The 20657-nt window shown below is 61.4% G+C and carries 21 protein-coding genes and 1 tRNA gene; all 22 read right to left on the bottom strand.

Annotation, left to right across the window (positions count from 1 at the left end):
- Positions 1-56: 56 nt before the first annotated feature.
- On the bottom strand, positions 57-626 hold the full coding sequence (locus tag AZSP09_RS01570; protein WP_152088955.1) for an NUDIX domain-containing protein: 570 nt from the start codon (positions 624-626) through the stop codon (positions 57-59).
- 85 nt (positions 627-711) lie between these two features.
- Complete coding sequence (nuoN, locus tag AZSP09_RS01565) at positions 712-2190, bottom strand: NADH-quinone oxidoreductase subunit NuoN (protein ID WP_014238052.1); 1479 nt, start codon at positions 2188-2190, stop codon at positions 712-714.
- Between the two features lie 11 nt (positions 2191-2201).
- On the bottom strand, positions 2202-3683 hold the full coding sequence (locus AZSP09_RS01560) for an NADH-quinone oxidoreductase subunit M (protein ID WP_014238053.1): 1482 nt from the start codon (positions 3681-3683) through the stop codon (positions 2202-2204).
- Between the two features lie 20 nt (positions 3684-3703).
- A complete protein-coding gene (nuoL, locus tag AZSP09_RS01555) occupies positions 3704-5728 on the bottom strand; it encodes an NADH-quinone oxidoreductase subunit L (protein WP_152088954.1) in 2025 nt (674 codons plus the stop codon).
- 6 nt (positions 5729-5734) lie between these two features.
- Positions 5735-6040, bottom strand: coding sequence for an NADH-quinone oxidoreductase subunit NuoK (nuoK, locus tag AZSP09_RS01550; protein WP_014238055.1), 306 nt, complete (start codon positions 6038-6040; stop codon positions 5735-5737).
- A 54-nt stretch (positions 6041-6094) separates the two neighbouring features.
- Complete coding sequence (locus tag AZSP09_RS01545; protein ID WP_014238056.1) at positions 6095-6697, bottom strand: NADH-quinone oxidoreductase subunit J; 603 nt, start codon at positions 6695-6697, stop codon at positions 6095-6097.
- An 11-nt stretch (positions 6698-6708) separates the two neighbouring features.
- The gene (nuoI, locus tag AZSP09_RS01540; RefSeq protein ID WP_014238057.1) at positions 6709-7197 is read right to left on the bottom strand and encodes an NADH-quinone oxidoreductase subunit NuoI; all 489 of its coding nucleotides are present in this window, start codon (positions 7195-7197) and stop codon (positions 6709-6711) included.
- Positions 7198-7207: 10 nt separating this feature from the next.
- Positions 7208-8257, bottom strand: a complete 1050-nt coding sequence (gene nuoH, locus AZSP09_RS01535; RefSeq protein WP_043799532.1) for an NADH-quinone oxidoreductase subunit NuoH — start codon at positions 8255-8257, stop codon at positions 7208-7210.
- A complete protein-coding gene (nuoG, locus tag AZSP09_RS01530) occupies positions 8257-10587 on the bottom strand; it encodes an NADH-quinone oxidoreductase subunit NuoG (protein WP_152088953.1) in 2331 nt (776 codons plus the stop codon). Before nuoG ends, nuoH begins: the two co-directional genes overlap by 1 nt.
- A 12-nt stretch (positions 10588-10599) precedes the next feature.
- Positions 10600-11928 carry an NADH-quinone oxidoreductase subunit NuoF gene (gene nuoF / locus AZSP09_RS01525; RefSeq protein WP_014238060.1) on the bottom strand — a complete coding sequence of 443 codons (1329 nt, stop codon included), beginning with the start codon at positions 11926-11928 and terminating at the stop codon, positions 10600-10602.
- Positions 11928-12401 (bottom strand): NADH-quinone oxidoreductase subunit NuoE, encoded by a 474-nt coding sequence (gene nuoE, locus AZSP09_RS01520; RefSeq protein ID WP_152088952.1) that lies wholly within the window; start codon positions 12399-12401, stop codon positions 11928-11930. The genes nuoF and nuoE overlap by 1 nt, the downstream gene beginning before the upstream one ends.
- Positions 12401-13654 (bottom strand): NADH-quinone oxidoreductase subunit D, encoded by a 1254-nt coding sequence (locus AZSP09_RS01515; RefSeq protein WP_014238062.1) that lies wholly within the window; start codon positions 13652-13654, stop codon positions 12401-12403. The genes nuoE and AZSP09_RS01515 overlap by 1 nt, the downstream gene beginning before the upstream one ends.
- Position 13655: 1 nt before the next feature.
- Complete coding sequence (locus tag AZSP09_RS01510) at positions 13656-14249, bottom strand: NADH-quinone oxidoreductase subunit C (RefSeq protein WP_130458756.1); 594 nt, start codon at positions 14247-14249, stop codon at positions 13656-13658.
- Between the two features lie 15 nt (positions 14250-14264).
- Complete coding sequence (locus tag AZSP09_RS01505) at positions 14265-14741, bottom strand: NuoB/complex I 20 kDa subunit family protein (protein WP_014238064.1); 477 nt, start codon at positions 14739-14741, stop codon at positions 14265-14267.
- 4 nt (positions 14742-14745) lie between these two features.
- Positions 14746-15120 carry an NADH-quinone oxidoreductase subunit A gene (locus AZSP09_RS01500; RefSeq protein ID WP_014238065.1) on the bottom strand — a complete coding sequence of 125 codons (375 nt, stop codon included), beginning with the start codon at positions 15118-15120 and terminating at the stop codon, positions 14746-14748.
- Positions 15121-15190: 70 nt separating this feature from the next.
- Positions 15191-15275, bottom strand: a tRNA-Leu gene (locus AZSP09_RS01495).
- A gap of 65 nt (positions 15276-15340) precedes the next feature.
- Positions 15341-15730: a preprotein translocase subunit SecG gene (gene secG / locus AZSP09_RS01490; RefSeq protein ID WP_130458757.1), complete on the bottom strand. Its 390-nt coding sequence runs from the start codon at positions 15728-15730 to the stop codon at positions 15341-15343.
- A gap of 12 nt (positions 15731-15742) precedes the next feature.
- Entirely contained in the window at positions 15743-16501 is a 759-nt protein-coding gene (tpiA, locus tag AZSP09_RS01485; RefSeq protein WP_152088951.1) for a triose-phosphate isomerase, read from the bottom strand.
- Between the two features lie 195 nt (positions 16502-16696).
- Positions 16697-17473 (bottom strand): phosphate ABC transporter ATP-binding protein PstB, encoded by a 777-nt coding sequence (gene pstB / locus AZSP09_RS01480; protein WP_014238067.1) that lies wholly within the window; start codon positions 17471-17473, stop codon positions 16697-16699.
- Between the two features lie 69 nt (positions 17474-17542).
- Positions 17543-18481 carry a phosphate ABC transporter permease PstA gene (gene pstA / locus AZSP09_RS01475; RefSeq protein WP_130458759.1) on the bottom strand — a complete coding sequence of 313 codons (939 nt, stop codon included), beginning with the start codon at positions 18479-18481 and terminating at the stop codon, positions 17543-17545.
- Between the two features lie 2 nt (positions 18482-18483).
- Complete coding sequence (gene pstC, locus AZSP09_RS01470; protein WP_050804318.1) at positions 18484-19407, bottom strand: phosphate ABC transporter permease subunit PstC; 924 nt, start codon at positions 19405-19407, stop codon at positions 18484-18486.
- Positions 19408-19530: 123 nt separating this feature from the next.
- Complete coding sequence (locus AZSP09_RS01465) at positions 19531-20523, bottom strand: PstS family phosphate ABC transporter substrate-binding protein (RefSeq protein ID WP_014238070.1); 993 nt, start codon at positions 20521-20523, stop codon at positions 19531-19533.
- Positions 20524-20657 lie beyond the last annotated feature (134 nt).

Raw genomic sequence — 20657 nt, 5'->3', positions numbered from 1 at the left:
GGCTGATATCAAGCAAAAGGCCCGCTATTGCGGGCCTTTTGCTTTGGTGACCTGGATCACCAGCCTTCCTGCAGCACCTTTTCCGCCCAATAGAGGGCGGTGATGGTCTTGGCATCGGTCAGGCGCCCGTCGCGGATGGCGGCGGCAGCCTCCTCCAGGGACATTTCGATCACCTCCAGGTGCTCGCCGTGATCCAACTGGGGAGCCGACTCCCGGATCAGTTCCCGGGCCAGGAATATTTCGATGCGCTCGTTGGAGTAGCCGATGCAGGGATGCATGACCCCCAGATAGCGCCATTGACCCGCGGCATGGCCGGTTTCCTCACGCAGTTCGCGGATGGCGGTCTTCAGTATTTCCTCCCCCGGATCGATCTTGCCGGCAGGCAGTTCGAGGAACACCTGCCCCACCGGGTGGCGGTACTGGCGTTCGAAAAGCAGCTTGCCATTATCGAGCACGGCAATGATCACCACGGCACCGGGATGGACAATGTACTCCCGCACCCCCTCATGGGCGTCCGGCAGACGCACCTGGTCACGGCGAACATCGAGCAGGCGGCCCCGCCAGACCTGCTCGGTACTCAGGGTTTCTTCGACGAGATGGGCATCGGGCTTGGTTTGACTTTCCACGCATGGCTCCGGCAAGGCTTGCAACAAGGAAAAAGAAAACGCCCCGGGGCTGCCGGGGCGTTGCTGAGCGGGGCTGGAGGGCGCCTCAGAGAGAGCGCACCAGGGCCACGGCGCAGAGGTACATCAGGGTCTGGGGGAACAGACCCAGCAGGGCCACGGCCAGGCCGTTGGCGGACAGCAGCAGCTTGGTGTCGAAGCCGGCGGCGATGGGGGTTTCGTCCAGGGGAGCATCGAAGTACATCAGCTTCACCACCCGCAGGTAGTAGAAGGCGCCGATCAGGGAGAACAGCACGGCGGCGATGGCCAGCCACATGTAGCCGGCGGCAACGACCGCCTGCAGCACGGCGAACTTGGCGAAGAAGCCAACGAAGAACGGGATGCCGGCCATGGACAGCATCACCACCATCATCATGCTGGCGAACCAGGGGCTGCGCTTGTTCAGGCCCTTGAAATCGTCCAGGGAGTCGGCCTCGAAACCGGCCCGGGCCAGCAGCAGGATCATGCCGAAGCCGGCCACGCTGGTGATGACGTAGGCCACCATGTAGAACATGGAGGAGCTGTAGGCATTCAGGGCGAAACGGGCATCGCCGCCGACCACGCCGGAAACCATGCCGAGCAGCATGAAGCCCATGTGGGAGATGGCGGAATAGGCCAGCATGCGCTTGATGTTGGTCTGGGCGATGGCAGCCAGGTTACCGATGGCCATGGACAGCACGGCCAGGATCATCAGCATCTGCTGCCAATCGGGCGCCAGGAAGAACAGGCCGTTGACCAGCAGCCGGATGACCATGGCGAAGGCGGCCAGCTTGGGAGCGGAGGCAATGAACAGGGTCACCGGGGTGGGAGCGCCGTGATAGACGTCCGGAATCCACATGTGGAAGGGAACCACGCCCAGCTTGAAGGCGATGCCGGCCACCAGGAACACCAGGCCGAAGACCAGGATGGTCTTGTTGACCGCGCCCTGGGCCAGGGCCTGGGCCACCTGGGTGATTTCCAGGGTGCCGGTGGCGCCGTAGACCATGGAGATGCCGTATAGCAGCAGGCCGGAGGCCAGGGCGCCGAGCACGAAGTACTTCATGGCGGCTTCGGTGGCCTGGGTCGAATCCCGGTTCAGGGCGACCATGGCGTAGACCGACAGGGACATCATTTCCAGGCCCAGGTACAGGGTCAGCAGATGGTTGGCGGAAATCATCACCATCATGCCCAGAGTCGCCAGCAGCACCAGGACGTAGAACTCGCCCTTGGCCATGGAGACCCGCTCGGCGATGTAGCCGCGGGCATAGAAGAGCACCACGATGACCGTGAGATCGAGGAACAGCTTCAGCAGGTCCGCCATCAGGTCATCGACGAACATGTTGGAGAAGGTATAGGTGATCTCCCCCGTGCTGGTCATGTAGGTGATGGCGGCGCAACCGACCAGGGTCAGCTGGGTCAGCGCGAAGGTCAGGGTGCGGGCCTTGCTCTTGACGAACAGGTCCACAATGAGGATCACGCAGGCCATGGCCAGGATGAAGAGTTCCGGCGCTGCCGGCAGCAGGTCGGGAATAACGAAATTCGTCAGCATGGCGGCTTCCATTATTGGAGTTTGCTCTGGGCCACGTGCTGCAGCAGGTCATTGACCGACGCATGCATCACTTCGGTGAAAGGCAGGGGATACAGACCCATGCCCAGGACGCACAGGGCCAGGATGGCGAGGAAGAAGAATTCCCGTGCATTGATGTCTTCCAGTTCGGCCACGTGGCTGTTGGCGACGGCGCCGAAAACCACCCGCTTGTACATCCAGAGGGTGTAGGCAGCACCGACGATCATGGTGGTGGCGGCAGCGAAAGCAACCCAGAAGTTGTACTCGACGGCCCCCAGGATCACCATGAACTCGCCGACGAAGCCGGAGGTGGCAGGCAGGCCGGCATTGGCCATGGAGAAGAGCATGAAGAAGGCGGCAAACTTGGGCATGGTGTTCACCACGCCGCCGTAATCGGCGATCTGGCGGCTGTGCATGCGGTCATACAGCACGCCGATGCAAAGGAACATGGCGCCGGAAACGAAGCCGTGGGAAATCATCTGCACCAGCGCACCCTCGACGCCCAGGGGGTTGAGCATGAAGAAGCCCAGGGTGACGAAGCCCATGTGGGCGATGGAGGAGTAGGCCACCAGCTTCTTCATGTCGGCCTGCACCAGGGCAACGAAACCGATGTAGATGACGGCAATGAGAGACAGGCCGATCATCAGGCCGGACAGCTCATGGGATGCATCGGGGGCGATGGGCAGGGAGAAGCGCAGGAAACCGTAGGCACCGAGCTTCAAGGCGATGGCGGCCAGCACCACGGAACCGCCGGTGGGCGCTTCCACGTGGGCATCGGGCAGCCAGGTGTGCACCGGCCACATCGGCACCTTGACGGCGAAGGCCACCAGGAAAGCCAGGAACAGCCAGATCTGGGTGGTCAGATCCAGGGGCAGCTGATGCCAGTCCTGGATGGAGAAGGAACCGCCGGACTGGAAGAAGAGATAGATCAGGGCGATCAGGAACAGCAGGGAGCCCATCAGGGTGTAGAGGAAGAACTTGATGGCGGCGTAAACCCGGTTGGGGCCGCCCCACATGCCGATGATCAGGTACAGGGGAATCAGGCTGGCCTCGAAGAAGACGTAGAACAGCACGCCGTCCAGAGCACAGAAGATGCCGTTGAGCAGACCGGACATGATCAGGAACGCGGCGTTGTACTGAGCCACCCGCTGCTCGATCACCTTCCAGCCGGCCAGCACCACCAGAATGGTGATGAAGGCGTTGAGGATGACGAAGGGCATGGAAATGCCGTCCACCCCCAGGTGGTAGTTGATGTTGAAGGGGGCGATCCAGGAGGCCTGTTCGACGAACTGCATGGCACTGGTGGCCTTGTCGAAACCGGTATAGAGCGGCAGGGTCACCAGCAGACCCAGGACGGCTCCGAGCAGGGCCAGGCCGCGGGCCAGGGGCGCGTTGCGGTCGGAGCCGGTGAACAACACCACCAGACCGGCCACAATCGGGGTCCAGATGGCGAGAGAGAGCAAGTAACCAGACATATTGATCCCAGTCTTCTAGCTTAGGCGCGGTTAAACCAGAGGGTCAGCAGCACGAACACGCCGATGATCATGGTGAAGGCATAGTGGTAGATGTAGCCGGACTGGAAGAAGCGGACCACGGAAGCGATCGCTCCCACCAGACGGGCGGAACCATTCACCAGCAGACCGTCGATCAGCGCCACGTCACCGCCCTTCCACAGGCCGCGGCCCAGGAGGCGGGCACCGCCGGCAAAGACCACTTCGTTGAACTTGTCGAAGTAGTACTTGTTGTCCAGCAGGGTGTAGATACCGGAGAAACGGGCCTTGATGGCAGCCGGGATGTCGGGGCGCTTCATGTAGAAGAACCAGGACAAGGCAACGCCGGAGAAGGCCAGCCAGAACACCGGGGTGGTCACGGCGTGCAGCGCCATGGCGACGGCACCGTGGAAGTGGTGATGCAGGGCTTCCATCACCGGGTGGGCCTCTTCATTGACGTGGATGACGCCCTTGAAGTAGTCGCCGAAGAGCATGGGCTCGATGGCGATGTAACCGATGATCACGGACGGAATGGCCAGGGCGATCAGGGGCACGGTCACCACCCAGGGAGACTCGTGGGGCTTCTGACCGGGAGCCAGGCCATGGTGGTGGTCGTCGGCCGGTTCTTCGTCCTCATGGTCGCCATGATGATCGTGGTGAGCCTTGCCGAAGCGTTCCTCGCCATGGAAGACCAGGAAATACATGCGGAAGGAATAGAAGGCGGTGATGAAGACACCGGCCATGACCGCAAAGTAGGCATACTTGGCGCCGGCGATGTTGGACAGGGCCACCGCTTCGATGATGGAGTCCTTGGAGTAGAAACCGGCGAAGAACGGCGTGCCGATGAGGGCCAGGGAACCGATCAGGGACGTGATCCAGGTGATGGGCATGTACTTGCGCAGGCCGCCCATGTTGCGCATGTCCTGATCGTGGTGCATGCCGATGATGACGGAACCGGCACCGAGGAACAGCAGGGCCTTGAAGAAGGCGTGGGTCATCAGGTGGAAGATGGCCACGGAATAGGCGGAAGCGCCCAGGGCCACGGTCATGTAACCCAGCTGGGACAGGGTGGAATAGGCCACCACGCGCTTGATGTCGTTCTGGATGATGCCGAGGAAGCCCATGAACAGGGCGGTGGTGGCACCGATCACCAGGACGAAGGACAGGGCCGTGTCGGACAGCTCAAACAGCGGGGACATGCGCGCCACCATGAAGATGCCGGCAGTCACCATGGTCGCCGCGTGGATCAGGGCGGAGATGGGGGTCGGGCCTTCCATGGAATCGGGCAGCCACACGTGCAGCGGCACCTGGGCGGACTTGCCCATGGCGCCGATGAACAGGCAGATGCAAGTCACGGTCATGAGGGACCAATCGGCAGAACCCCAGATGTTGATGGTCTTGCCAGCCAACTGGGGCGCCATTTCAAAGACTTCCTTGTACTGCAGGCTGCCGAAATGGGCCAGCACCAAGCCGATGCCGAGGATGAAGCCGAAGTCACCGACCCGGTTCACCAGGAAGGCCTTCATGTTGGCGAAGATGGCGGTGGGACGGGTGTACCAGAAGCCGATCAGCAGGTAGGAAACCAGGCCCACGGCTTCCCAGCCGAAGAAGAGCTGCATGAAGTTGTTGCTCATCACCAGCATCAGCATGGAGAAGGTGAACAACGAGATGTAGCTGAAGAAGCGGTTGTAGCCGGGGTCTTCCTTCATGTAACCGATGGTGTAGAGGTGCACCATCAGGGAGACGGAAGTCACCACCAGCATCATGGTCACGGTCAGCTTGTCGATCAGGAAACCGACTTCGAACTTGTATTTGCCACTGGCCAGCCACTGATAGACGGTGCCGTCGAAACGGCCACCCGCCAGCACATCCTGGAAGATGACGATGGAGGTGATGAACGCCACGGCCACCCCCAGGATGGTGGCCGTATGGGCCAGCCAGCGGGGAATGACGCGGCAGAACAGGCCGGCGACGATGGCACCCGCCAGGGGGGCCAGGGGAACCAGCAGATAGAGGCTCTTCATATCCATAGATGCTTAACCCTTCAGGCTGTCCAGATCATCCACATGGATGGTGCGCAGATTGCGGAACAGCACCACCAAAATGGCGAGGCCGATTGCAGATTCGGCCGCGGCGACGACGAGGATGAAGAAAACGGCAAGTTGCCCGGCCAGATCCTGCATGTAGTGGGAGAACGCGATGAAATTCATGTTCACCGCCAGCAGCATCAGTTCGATCGCCATGAGCAGCACGATCAGGTTCTTCCGGTTAAGGAAGATACCGAGCACGCTGATGGCGAAGAGAATCGCGCCAAGCACGAGGAAATGCGACAGAGTAAGCAAGGGGCCTCCCTTATCCTTCTTCAGCAGACTGCGGCCAGGCCGCAGCCACGTTGTTTAGTCCTGTTTTTCGGCCGGCATCTGCAAAACGCGGATGCGGTCGGCTGCCTTCACGAACACCTGCTTGGCAGGATCGGTGTACTTGGTCTTCTTGGCGCCCCGATGGGTCAGGACGATGGCGGCGATCAGGGCCACCAGCAGAATCACCGACGCCAGTTCGAAGGGATAGACGTACTCGGTGAAGAGCAGACGCCCCAGTTCCTTGACGTTGGAAACACCGGCGGCAGTCTGGGGCACCTGGGCTTCGGCAGCGCCGAGGTACTGGCTACCCAGGATGGCGCCCATTTCCACGACCATCAGCAGGCCGACCACGGCCCCCAGGGGCAGGTAGTTCCAGAAGCCCTCGCGAATGCGGTCGATGTTGATGTCCAGCATCATGACGACGAAGAGGAACAGCACCATCACCGCGCCGACATAGACCAGAACGATGGAGATGGCGAGGAACTCGGCCTGCAGCAGCGCCCATACGCCACCGGCGCTGAAGAAGGACAGCACCAGATGCAGGGCGGCATGGACCGGGTTACGGGCAGTGATCACCCGCAGGGCGGCGTAAACCAGAATCGCCGACAGGAAGTAGAAAACGACAGTCTTGAATTCCATTTCAGGTCCCGTCAGCGGAATTTGGCATCGGCTTCACGGTCAGCGGCGATCTGCGCTTCGTAGCGGTCGCCGTTGGCCAGGAGCATCTGCTTGGTGTAGTAGAGATCGCCGCGCTTTTCGCCGTGATACTCGAAAATGCGGGTTTCGACGATGGCATCGACCGGGCAGGCTTCTTCGCAGAAACCGCAGAAGATGCACTTGGTCAGGTCGATGTCGTAGCGCGTGGTGCGACGGGAACCGTCATCCCGCTGAGCCGCTTCAATGGTGATGGCCATCGCCGGACAGACCGCTTCACACAGCTTGCAGGCGATGCAGCGCTCTTCCCCGTTGGGGTAGCGACGCAGGGCATGCAGGCCACGGAAGCGCGCACTTTGCGGAGTTTTTTCTTCCGGATACTGAACGGTGATCTTGCGGGCGAAGAAATAGCGCCCGGTAACGCTCATACCCTGGAACAGTTCCTTGAGGAACAGGCTCTTAACAATATCTTTCATGGCACCCATGGTGTAATCCTCACTTCCAGATGTTCAGGGGCGACATCATCCAGACGCCGACCACGGTGAACCACACCAGGCTAACCGGAATGAACACCTTCCAGCCCAGACGCATGATCTGGTCGAAACGGTAGCGCGGGAAGGTGGCACGGAACCAGAGGAACAGGAACAGCACGAAGGACATCTTCGCGGCCAGCCAGAAGAAGCCGTCGGGCAGGAATCCCACCGGAGACAGCCAGCCGCCCAGGAACAAAAGGGAGGTCAGGGCTGCAATCAGGATCATGTTGGCGTATTCGGCCAGGAAGAACAGGGCGAACGCCATGCCGGAGTATTCCACCATGTGGCCGGCCACGATTTCGGATTCACCTTCCACCACGTCGAACGGGGCCCGGTTGGTTTCAGCCACGCCGGAGACCAGATAGACAATGAACATGGGCAGCAGGGGCAGCCAGTTCCAGGAAAGGAAGGTCAGGCCCATGCCGGCGAAGATGCCGTGATCCTGGGCCCGCACGATTTCGGTGAGGTTCAGGCTGTTGGACACCATCAGTACGGTCACCAGGGCAAAGCCCATGGAGATTTCGTAGGACACCATCTGGGCCGCGGAACGCATGGCACCGAGGAAGGCGTACTTGGAGTTGGAAGCCCAACCGGCCAGGATGATGCCGTACACGCCCATGGAGGCGATGGCCATGATGTAGAGCAGGCTGGCATCGATATTGGCCACACCCAGGCCGTCGGCAAAGGGCACCACCGCCCAGGCAGCCAGCGCCGGAGCGATGGCCAAGCCGGGAGCAATCAGATAGACCCACTTGTCGGCACCGGACGGAACGATGATTTCCTTCAGCAACAGCTTGAGGCCGTCGGCGATCGGCTGGATCAGGCCCAGGGGACCGACCCGGTTGGGACCGATCCGCACGTGCATGTAGGCGATGACCTTGCGCTCGAAGTAGGTCAGGTAGGCCACACCCAGCAACAGGGGGGCAACCACGGCGACGATCTTGAGCAGGTTCCAGACCACCGGCCAGGCGGGGCCGAAAACGCCCTGAATGAATTGCTGCAGCATATCCATCATGCACGCTCCACGGTGATGGTGCCGAACAGGTCACCCAAGGCCGCAGTGGCGGCATGGGCGGCGGGAACCCGCACGCAACCGGCAGGAGTCCCTTCGTCCAGCTTCAGGGTCAGGGTGGCAGCACCGTCGCCCTGGCGCACACGAACCTGGGCGCCCTCTTCCAGACCCAACTGGGCTGCCGTGGCGCCGTCGATGCGGGCCACGGGGGCCTGCCCGTCACGGGTGCGCAACAGGGAAGGCGCGCGACGCACCAGGGTGTCGGCGAAGTGGATGGGCACATCGCCCACCCGCTGCAGACCGGCAGGGGCCGGGGCCAGTGCCACATTCACACCGCTGATGCCGTTGTCGAGACCGGCGGCGAATTCGGTGCCCTGCCCCAGCAACTCGTCGCGCACTGCTTCGGCGCTTTCGTAATCGAAGCCGGAAAGGTTGAGCACATTACCCAGGACGCGGAAGATCTTCCAGGCCGGACGGGCTTCGCCCAGGGGCCGCACCACACCGTTGAAGCTCTGCACGCGGCCTTCGGCATTGACGAAGGTACCGGCAGTTTCGGTGAAGGGGGCAACGGGCAGCATCACATCGGCGTACTCCAGGGCCGGCGCGTGCTTGAAGGCGGACATGAACACCACCAGCTTGGCCTGCTTGAGGGCGGCCAGGGTCTGCTGGGCATTGGCAAAGTCGAACTCGGGCTCGGCATTCAGCAGCAGATAGCCCTGGCGGGGCTGTTCCAGCATGGTGCGGGCATTGAGCTTGCCCGGCAGAGCGCCGGCCACATAACCGCCGACGCTGTTGGCAGCCTCGCCGATGAAGCCGACGGTGGCGCCGGTGATCTTGCCCAGTTCGTTGGCCAGCACCTGCAGCTGGGCGGCGTCGCCGGACTGCTGGGCCACGCTGCCGAGGAACACGGCCTTCTTCTCGCCATCCACCAGGGACTGGGCGATCTTCTGGGCGGTTTCACAGGGATTGAGGCTGTCCAGACCGGCGGGCACTGCCACGCCCTTGATCTGGGCAGCGGCCTTGACCACGGCACCGAGACCGCGGATCAGGTCGGCCGGGGCCAGGGTCAGACGGGCATGGGTGTTGATCAGCTGATCGTCGCCGGCCACATCGATGAAGCTCACCTTGGTGAACTTCTTGGCGGCCTGGCGCAGGCGCTGGGCAAAGAGGGCGGCATCCTTGCGCAGGAAGGAACCGACCACCAGGGCACCGTCCAGATCCTTGATCTCGGCCAGCTTCAGGCCCAGCCAGGGAGTGCCGGCACGCTTGCCGTCGGCGGAGAAGTCGCGCTGACGCAGGCGGAAGTCCACGTTGTCGCAACCCAGGCCGGCCGCCAGTTTCTTGGCCAGAGCCAGTTCTTCCAGGGTGGCGTGGGGAGACAGCAGGAAGCCCAGGGCATCGCCGCCGAATTCACGGGAGACGTCCTTCAGACCGTGGGCCACGTAATCCAGGGCCACGTTCCACTCCACTTCCTTCCATTCGCCGCCCTGCTTGACCATGGGCTTGGTCAGGCGCTCTTCGCTGTTCAGGGCTTCGTAGGAGAAACGGTCCTTGTCGGAAATCCAGCACTCGTTCACTTCCTCGTTTTCACGGGGCAGAACGCGCATGACCTTGTTGCCCTTGACCTGGACCACCAGGTTGGCGCCGAGGGAATCGTGGGGGCTGACGGACTTGCGACGCTGCAGTTCCCAAGTGCGGGCGCTGTAGCGGAAAGGCTTGGAGGTCAGGGCACCCACCGGGCACAGGTCGATGGCATTGCCGGACAGCTCGGAATCCACGGTGCGGGCCATGAAAGTGGTGATCTCGGAATGGAAATTCCGGTTCGCCATGCCCAGTTCCATGATGCCGGCAATCTCCTGGCCGAAGCGCACGCAACGGGTACAGTGGATGCAACGGCTCATCTCCTCCATGGAGATGAGGGGGCCGATGTCCTTGTGGAACACCACCCGCTTCTCTTCCTGGTAGCGGCTCTTGACGCCGCCGTAGCCCACGGAAAGATCCTGCAGCTGGCATTCGCCGCCCTGGTCGCAGATGGGGCAGTCCAGGGGGTGGTTGATGAGGAGGAATTCCATCACACCCTTCTGGGCCTTGACGGCCAGCTCGGAGTGGGTGAACACCTTCATGCCGTTGGTCACGGGAGTGGCACAGGCCGGCAGCGGCTTGGGCGCCTTCTCCACTTGCACCAGACACATGCGGCAGTTGGCGGCGATGGAAAGCTTCTTGTGGTAGCAGAAGTGCGGAATGTAGACACCCACCTGCTGCGCGGCATCCATCACCGTGCTGCCGTCGGGTACCTCGGCCTTCTTGCCGTCGATTTCGATTTCAAGCATGTCGCTTAAGCCTCAGTTCTGAGCCTTGAAGAACCCGCTACCCGCCCGCTGGACATCCTTGGGCACGAGACAGGTCTTGTGTTCGATGTGGTGCACGAATTCGTCGCGGAAGTGCTTGATGAAGCTCTTCACGGGGAAGGCGGCGGCGTCGCCCAGGGCGCAGATGGTGCGGCCCATGATGCCTTCGCAGACGGAATCCAGCAGATCCAGGTCGTCGGGACGGCCCAGGCCGTGCTCGATGCGGCTCACCACCTTGTACAGCCAGGGGGTGCCTTCACGGCAGGGAGTGCATTGGCCGCAGGACTCTTCGTGATAGAAGAAGGAGAGGCGCTCCAGGGCCTTGACCATGCAGGTGGTCTCGTCCATGACGATGACCGCACCGGAGCCCAGCATGGAGCCGGCCTTGCTGATGGAGTCATAGTCCATGGTGCATTCCATCATCACGTCGCCGGGCAGCACCGGAGCGGAAGAGCCACCGGGAATCACCGCCTTGAGCTTGCGACCGCCGCGCACGCCGCCGGCCATCTCCAGCAGGGTGCTGAAGGGGGTGCCCAGCGGAATCTCGTAGTTGCCGGGACGATTGACGTGGCCGGAAATGGAGAACAGCTTGGTACCGCCGTTGTTGGGCTTGCCCAGGTTGAGGAACTTCTCGCCACCGTCCCGGATGATGAAGGGGATGGAGCCGAAGGTCTCGGTGTTGTTGATGGTGGTGGGCTTGCCGTAAAGGCCGAAGGAGGCGGGGAACGGCGGCTTAAAGCGGGGCTGGCCCTTCTTGCCTTCGATGGACTCCAGCAGGGCGGTTTCTTCACCGCAGATGTAGGCGCCGTAGCCGTGGTGGGCGAACAGTTCGAAGTTGAAGCCGGAGCCCAGGATGTTCTGGCCGATGAAACCGGCGGCACGGGCTTCGTCCAGGGCATCCTCGAAGCGCTTGTACACTTCCCAGATTTCGCCGTGGATGTAGTTGTAGCCGCGGGTGGCCCCCATGGCGTAGGCGGCAATGGCCATGCCTTCGATCACGGAATGGGGGTTGTAGCGCAGGATGTCCCGGTCCTTGAAGGTGCCAGGCTCGCCCTCGTCGGAGTTGCAGACCACGTACTTGTCGCCGGGGAAGGAGCGGGGCATGAAGCTCCACTTCAGACCGGTGGGGAAACCGGCGCCGCCCCGTCCGCGCAGGACGGAGGTCTTCACTTCGGCAATGACCTGTTCCTGGGGAATCTTTTCCGCCAGGATTTTCTTCAGGGCCTCGTAGCCGCCGCGGGCCACGTAATCCTTCAGGCTCCAGCCCGCGTCACCGTTCCAGCCGGCGGTCAGGGTGGGGTTGATCGCTCCCAGAATGGCCATTATTTCAACTCCGCCAGCAGTTGGTCGATCTGTTCCGGATTCATGTGGCTGCACATGGACCGGTTATTGACGATCATCACCGGGGCGTCGCCGCAGGCTCCCATGCACTCACCCATGACCAGGGTGAACTTGCCATCGGGAGTGGTCTCGCCGTAGCGGATGCCCAGCTTCTGCTGCAGATACTCACCGGCGTGTTCGCCGCCGGTCAGGGCGCAGGGCAGATTGGTGCAGACGGTGAGCTTGTACTTGCCCACCGGCTTGCGATCGTACATGTTGTAGAAGGAGGCCACTTCCAGGGCCGCCATGGGCGGCATGCCGAGATAGTTGGCGACGAACTCGATGGTTTCGTCGGCCAGCCAGCCTTTTTCTTCCTGGGCGATCGCCAGAGATGCCATCACCGCCGACTGCTTTTGATCAGCCGGATACTTGGCGACCTCGCGGTCGATCTTCTTGAGGGATTCGGGAGTCAGCATCAGCGGTCAATCTCGCCAAAAACGATGTCCTGGGAGCCGATGATCGTCACCACGTCGGCGATCATGTGGCCCCGTGCCATCTCGTCCATGGCCGCCAGGTGGGCGTAGCCAGGAGCACGGATTTTCATGCGATACGGCTTGTTGGCACCGTCGGAGACGAAATAGATGCCGAACTCGCCCTTGGGATGCTCGACGGCGGCATAGGCCTCGCCTTCGGGCACGTGGATGCCTTCAGTGAAGAGCTTGAAGTGGTGGATCAGCTCTTCCATGTTGGACTTCATGCCTTCGCGGGCCGGCGGTGCAACCTTGTGGTTGTCGGTGATGACCGGACCCGGGTTCTTGCGCAGCCAGTCGATGCACTGCTTGATGATGCGGTTGGACTGGCGCATTTCTTCCATACGCACCAGATAGCGGTCGTAGGAGTCGCCGTTCACGCCGACGGGAATGTCGAAATCCAGATCAGCATAGACTTCGTACGGCTGCTTCTTGCGCAGGTCCCAGGCAATGCCGGAGCCGCGCAGCATGGCGCCGGTGAAGCCGAGCTGCAGGGCGCGCTCGGGGCTGACCACGCCGACGTTCACCAGACGCTGCTTCCAGATCCGGTTGTCGGTCAGGAGGGTGTGGTACTCGTCCAGATAGGTCGGGAAGCGATTGGTGAAGTCTTCCAGGAAATCCAGCAGGGAACCGGTGCGGTTCTCGTTCAGGGTTTTGACCGTGGACGCGCTTTTGAAGCGGTTCTCGGTGTATTGGGGCATGCGGTCCGGTAGGTCGCGATAGACGCCGCCCGGACGGTAGTAGGCTGCGTGCATGCGGGCACCGGAAACGGCCTCGTAGGCATCGACCAGGTCTTCCCGCTCGCGGAAGGTGTACAGCACCATGGCCATGGCACCCACGTCCAGGCCGTGACAGCCGATCCACAGCAGGTGGTTGAGCAGACGGGTGATCTCGTCGAACATCACGCGGATGTACTGGGCACGGACCGGCACCTCGATGCCCAGCAGCTTTTCAACGGCCAGGCAGTAGGCATGCTCGTTGGACATCATGGACACATAGTCCAGACGGTCCATATAGGGCACGGACTGAATCCAGGTGCGGGTTTCCGCCAGCTTCTCGGTAGCCCGGTGCAGCAAGCCGATGTGCGGATCGGCGCGCTGCACGACTTCGCCGTCGAGCTCCAGCACCAGGCGCAGCACACCGTGGGCCGCAGGGTGCTGGGGCCCGAAGTTCATGGTGTAGTTACGAATTTCGGCCATATCAGACGTCCCCGTAATTCTCTTCGCGCACGATGCGCGGCGTGTTTTCGCGCGGTTCGATGGTCACCGGCTGGTAGATCACCCGACCCTGGTCCGGGTCGTAGCGCATTTCGACATAACCGGAAATGGGGAAGTCCTTGCGGAAAGGATGGCCGATGAAGCCGTAATCCGTCAGGATGCGGCGCAGATCTTCGTGACCCGGGAAAACGATGCCGAACAGGTCGAAGGCTTCGCGCTCGAACCAGTTGGCGGAACTCCAGACATTGACGACGGAATCCACCGCGGGGAAGGCATCATCCGGCGCGAAGACACGCACCCGCAGACGCCAGTTCTTGGCCACCGACAACAGGTGGACCACCACCGCGTAGCGCTTGCCGCTCCAGCCGTCGTTGCCGTAGGTGGAGTAATCGACGCCGCACAGGTCGATCAACTCGTCGAAACACAGGGCTTCGGAATCGCGCAACTCCTGCATCACCTGCAGATAATCGGCGGCATCGACTTCGATGGTCGCTTCACCGAGGGCCAGCTTGAGACTCTTGAGGCGCTCACCGAACTGCGCCTGCAGGCTCTGGCCAAGGGTTTCCAGTTTGGACATGGGAACTCTCCAGGATCAGCGGGCGATGGTATTGGTACGGCGGATCTTGTTCTGCAGCTGCACCAGACCGTAAAGCAGGGCTTCAGCGGTCGGGGGGCAGCCCGGAACGTAGATATCCACCGGCACAATGCGGTCACAACCGCGCACCACGGAATAGGAATAATGGTAGTAGCCACCGCCGTTGGCACAGGAACCCATGGAGATGACCCAGCGGGGCTCCGGCATCTGGTCGTAGACCTTGCGCAGGGCGGGAGCCATCTTATTGGTCAGGGTGCCGGCCACGATCATCACGTCGGACTGACGGGGGCTGGGACGGAAAACGATACCGAAGCGGTCCAGGTCGTAGCGGGAACAGCCGGCGTGGATCATTTCCACGGCGCAGCAGGCCAGACCGAACGTCATGGGCCACAGGGAGCCCGTACGCATGTAGTTGATCAGCTTGTCAGCGGTAGTCGTGACAAAACCTTCCTGCAGAATACCTTCGATAGCCATACGCTTACTCCCACTCCAGCGCGCCCTTGACCCAGGCGTAGATGTATCCGACCACCAGAATGGCGATAAAAACCATCATTTCGGCGAAACCAAACCACTTCACGGCCTCGGTATTGACGATTTCCTTGAAAATCGTGGCCCAGGGGAAGAGGAAGGCAATTTCCAGGTCGAACAGGATGAAGAGGATGGCGATCAGGTAATACCGCACATCGAACTTCATACGGGCGTCTTCGAAGGCTTCGAAGCCGCATTCGTAGGGGGAGAGCTTTTCAGCGTCGGGACGGTTGGGAGCAATCAGCCAACCAAGGACAATCGGCAGAACACCGATGGCGATGCCGACCAGAATGAATAATAAGATCGGGAAGTAGTTTTCCAGCATGATCCGCCGCGCTATCGCTTCGTTCTGAAGCCCAACGACCCCTGGCGGAACCACTGGACTTCGTTGCAATTGGTGCCGACGGCGAGACTCGAACTCGCACGACTTACGTCACTACCCCCTCAAGATAGCGTGTCTACCAATTTCACCACGTCGGCACTGCCACTCTGGCACGGCAATTCGAGGACTTCTGCTTTCCGTACCAGAGAACCAAACCCAAAAATTACTTGGGAATGTCTTTCGCTTTCGAACCAACTCCAGCATCTGCCGCTGCAGCGGCGGCATCGCCGCCAACCACAGCCGGCGCGCCATTCGGCGCAGAAGCAGGCGCGGATTGTACAGCTTCCTGCATCACACTGCCACTATTTTTCGGCTTGGCCGAAGCAAGATAGGCGAGCGCCAGGCTGGTCGAAAAGAAAACGATCGCGAGGATGGCGGTGGTACGGGACAGGAAGTTGGCAGAACCAGTAGCGCCGAACAAACTGCCGGACGCACCGCTACCAAACGCAGCCCCCATATCGGCACCCTTGCCATGCTGGATCAGGACCAAACCAATGATCCCCAGGGCCGCCAGGATATGCACCACCAACACCACAGAAAACAGGTAATTCATGTCACTCTTTTCTCAAAAGGCAGCCGCACGACAAATGGCCACGAATTCTTCCGCCACCAGGGATGCGCCGCCGACCAAAGCCCCGTCGATATCGGGCTTGGCAAACAACTCCGCCGCATTCCCCGCCTTGACGCTGCCACCGTAGAGCACACGCACTCCGGCAGCCACTTCTGCATTTCTTACCGCCAGTCGGGCACGAATCCCTTCATGCACCGCCTGAGCCTGGACGGGAGAAGCCGTGAGGCCGGTACCGATGGCCCACACGGGCTCATAGGCAACCACTGCTCCGGCGAAAACCTCAACACCCGCCGCATCCAGGACTGCATCCAACTGGGCAGCAACCACCTCAGCCGTCTGACCGGACTCCCGCTGAACCAGGGTTTCACCGACACACAGAATCGGCACCAACCCACCCGCCAGAGCCTGCTTGAACTTCTTTGCCACCAGCCCGTCATCCTCGGCATAGAGCGCCCGGCGCTCCGAGTGGCCGACGATGACATAGCGACAGCCAAAATCCTTGAGCATTGCCGCACTTACCTCACCGGTAAATGCCCCCGAGACTTGCTCGCTCAGGTTTTGCGCCCCCCAACTCACTTCAGTCTTAGCCAGCTCCTGCTGGGCCTGAGCCAGGTACGGATAGGGAACACAAACGGCACACTCGACCGCAGCGGCAAGCCCCTTCACCCCGGCAACCACACCCTGAAGCAGGGAACGGTTGGCTGCCAAGCCGCCATGCATCTTCCAGTTTCCAACAACCAGTTTTTGGCGCATGACTTAAAGACTCGGATCAGGTGAAGCGCCCCCAAAACGGGAGTGCATAAAACTTTTTAATTATATCTTTTAGAAGACTCCCGGGTCAATGCAAAACCGGAGATACCGCATGCGCCGCAAACCAAGAAAAACGGCCGGGAAGGCCGGCCGTTTCTATGATTTATGGCAAATTCCGCCACTCGCAAAAAAGGACAATCAACCGAAGCGGCCGGTGATGTAGTCCTCGGTCTGCTTCTTCTGGGGCTTGATGAAAATCTGGTCGGTGATGCCGAACTCGATCAGTTCCCCCAGGTACATGTAGGCCGTGAAGTCGGAAACCCGTGCCGCCTGCTGCATGTTGTGGGTAACGATGAGGATGGTGACCTTTTCCTTCAGCTCGGACACCAGCTCTTCGATGCTGGCGGTGGCGATGGGGTCCAGGGCGGAAGTGGGCTCGTCGAAGAGCAGCAGTTCGGGATCGGTAGCCAGGGCCCGGGCGATGCACAGGCGCTGCTGCTGGCCGCCGGAAAGATTGAAGGCCAGATCGTCCAGGCGGTCCTTCACCTCGTCCCACAGGGCCGCGCCGCGCAGGGCCTCCTCCACCTTCTCGTCGAGCACGGTGCGCTTTTTCTCGCCGCGCACGCGCAGGCCATAGGCAACGTTCTCGTAGATGGACTTGGGGAAAGGATTGGGTTTCTGGAACACCATGCTGATGCGCATGCGCACTTCGATGGGATCCACCTTCTCGGCCAGCAGGTTGGTCTGGTCGGGAAAGAAGTTGATGGCGCCCTGATAGCGGTTACCCGGGTAGAGATCGTGCATGCGGTTGAAGCAGCGCAGGAAGGTGGATTTGCCGCAGCCGGAAGGACCGATCAGGGCCGTCACCTTCTTCTCGTAGACCGGCATGTTGAGACCCTTGAGGGCATGGAAACCGCCGTAGAAGAAATTCAGGTCCTTCGCTTCGGCCTTGACGATCGGGGTTGCAGTGGTCATGGATTAATTCCTGTTGGAGCGCCTGTTAAAGGCAGGCACGATCAATTCGATAGAGGGCGAGGTCCGGCCTTACCACTTGATGTTCTTGCGCAGGCGATAGCGGATCCAGATCGCCAGGGCATTCATGGTCAGGGTCATCAGCACCAGGACGAAGCCGGCAGCGGCCGCATTCTGGTGGAAGGCCTCTTCGGGACGGGAGGTCCAGTTGAACATCTGGATCGGCATCACCGTGAAGGGGGCGAAGACCCAGTCGAAGGGACCGGCCATGGGCTCGCCGGTGAAGGGTGCCGGCGGCAGGAAGGCAATGAAGGTCAGGGCGCCGATGGTGATGATGGGCGCCGTCTCGCCGATGGCCCGGGCCATGCCGATGATGACCCCGGTGAGGATGCCGGCGGAGGAATAGGGCAGGATGTGATCCCGCACCACCTGCCACTGGGTGGCACCGCAACCGTAGGCACCTTCCCGCACATAGATGGGAATGGCGCGGATGGCCTCCCGGGTGGCGACAATGACCACCGGCAGGATCAAGAGGGCCAGGGTCAGGCCGGCGGAGAGGATGCTCTGGCCGAAGCCGAACTGATAGACGAAGATGCCCAGGGCCAGCAGGCCATAGACGATGGAGGGCACGCCGGCCAGGTTGGTGACGTTGATCTCGATGATGTCGGTCATCAGGTTCTTCGGCGCGTATTCCTCCAGGTAGACCCCGGCGGCCACGCCCAGGGGCACGGCGGCCAGGGCGGTGACGATCATCACCAGGGTGGAGCCCACCCAGGCGGAGAGGATGCCCGCCTGCTCCGGACGACGGGAGGGGAAGTTGGTGAAGAAATCCACCGACAGGCGGGGACCGCCTTCCACCACCATCTGGGCGAAGAGGGAAACGAAGGTCAGCACGCCCAGCATCAGGGCGCACAAGCCGAGCAGGGCGAACAGGAGATCCCAGCGCTTGTGGCGCGCGATGATGCGGCGGATTTCCTGCAGACGGGCAGCAACGACAGCGGTATCGCTCATGATCAGTAAGCCTCGCGGAACTTCTTGCGCATGATGTGACCGATGACGTTGAAGAACAGGGTAATCAGCATCAGGGTCAGACCCGCGGCGAAAATGGTCTGGTAGCCCACGGAACCGTGGGGCAGGTCGCCCAGGGCCACCTGGACGATGTAGGCGGTGATGGTGGCCGCCGGCTCCAGGGGATTCCAGGTCAGGTTGGGCTGCATGCCGGCGGACACGGCCAGGATCATGGTCTCGCCCACCGCCCGGGAGATGCCCAGGATGTAAGCGGCGGCCAGGCCGGAAGTGGCGGCGGGCGCTACCACCTTGACCGCCGTCTGGAAGCGGGTGGCGCCCATGGCGTAGGAGCCCTCACGCAGGCTCATGGGCACGGCGCGCATGGCGTCCTCGGCCACCGAGCTGACGTAGGGCACGATCATGATGCCCATGACGATGCCGGCGGACAGCAGGTTGAAGCCGGGCAGATCCGGGTAAATCTGCTGCAGCAGCGGGGTGATGAACATCAGGGCGAAGTAGCCGTAGACGATGGTCGGCACGCCGCCCAGCAATTCAAGGAAGGGCTTGGCGATTTCGCGCACCTTGAAGGGGGCGAATTCGGAAAGGTAGATAGCGATGATGGTCCCCAGGGGAATGGCCACCAACAGGGCCACACCGGAGCTCACCAGGGTGCCGGAAACCAGGGGCAGGATGCCGAAATGGGCATCGTCAAACAGAGGCGTCCACTGGGTATCGGTGAGGAAGTCGATGAGGGGCACGTGGTCGAAGAAGACCAGGGACTCCTTCACCAGGATAAAGACGATCCCGGCCGTGGTCGCCACGGAAACCAGGGCTGCCGCCAGCAGGATGAATTCAATGATGGTTTCGCGCAGGTGGCGGGTACGCCGCCGCACGAAACGCTCGCTCACATGGTCAAGGGGTACGGCCACAGGCGCATCCGATACAAGGGTGGAAGACATAACGGGATTTTCGGGGCTCATTCTAATGGAGTCCGGCAGGGCCGGGGCTCAAAAAAGGCGGCCCGCCACAACGGGCCGCCCTGCTGCAACAGCTTAGAGTTGAGCTTCGCGCTTGATCAGTTCTTCGATCTTCATGCCGACAGCTTCAGTGCCACCGAAGACGGTGCCGGCCTTCTTCTTGGCCAGGCGTTCCCGGTTGGCTTCATACACCTTGCCGGGCAGGGCCACGTACTTCACTTCCTTGACCAGCTTGGGGGCGTTCTTCAGGTAGAACTCGACGAACTCCTTGACCTCGGGTTTTTCCAGGGACTTGGCGTTCACGTAGATGAAGATGGGACGGGACAGGGGAGCGTAGGAACCGTTCTCCACGGTCTCGGGGGAAGGCAGGACGCCGCCCTTGCCGTTGTCGATGGACACGGCCTTCAGCTTCTTCTGGTTTTCGATGTAGTAGGCGTAGCCGAAGTAGCCCAGGCCGCCCTTGTCGCGGGAAACGCCCTGCACCAGCACGTTGTCGTCTTCGGAGGCAGTGTAGTCGCCGCGGGAAGACTTGGCCTTGCCGACCACGGCTTCGGTGAAGTAGTCGAAGGTACCGGAATCGGCGCCGGGACCGTAGAGCTTCAGGGGCACGTCCGGATAGGCCGGGTTCACCTGGTTCCAGTTGGTGATCTTGCCCTGGGCGGCGGGTTCCCAGATGGCCTTCAGTTCGGCCACGGTCATGTTCTTGATGAAGTTGTTCTGGGGATTGACGATGACGGTCAGGGCGTCATAGGCAATGGGCAGTTCGTAGTAGGCAATGCCCAGTTCCTTGCAGGCGTCCATTTCCTTCTTCAGGATGGGACGGGAGGCATTGGAAACGTCGGTCTCGCCGCGGCAGAACTTCTTGAAACCGCCGCCGGTGCCGGAAATACCCACGGTCACCTTGATGGCGTTCTTCTTTTCCTTCTGGAAATCCTCGGCCACCGCCTCGGTAATGGGATACACGGTGGAAGAGCCATCCACCTTCACCAGTGCGGACTGGGCGTGGGCGATACCGGAAACGGCCAGGCCGGCAAGACCCAGGGCAGCGGCGATTTTGGCAAATTTCATCAGGTTTTCTCCTTGGAGGGGTTACACGCATAAGACGGTGCATTTCACTACCCTGCGGAGTCTACCTAGCCACTATTACACTTCCGTTACATCGCTGTAATAAATCCGGACCGGCCCCCTCTTCCACCGGAAAG

It is taken from the genome of Azospira sp. I09, assembly GCF_009177135.1.
Lineage (GTDB): Bacteria > Pseudomonadota > Gammaproteobacteria > Burkholderiales > Rhodocyclaceae > Azospira > Azospira oryzae.
This window is presented reverse-complemented; position numbering and strand designations above follow the sequence as displayed.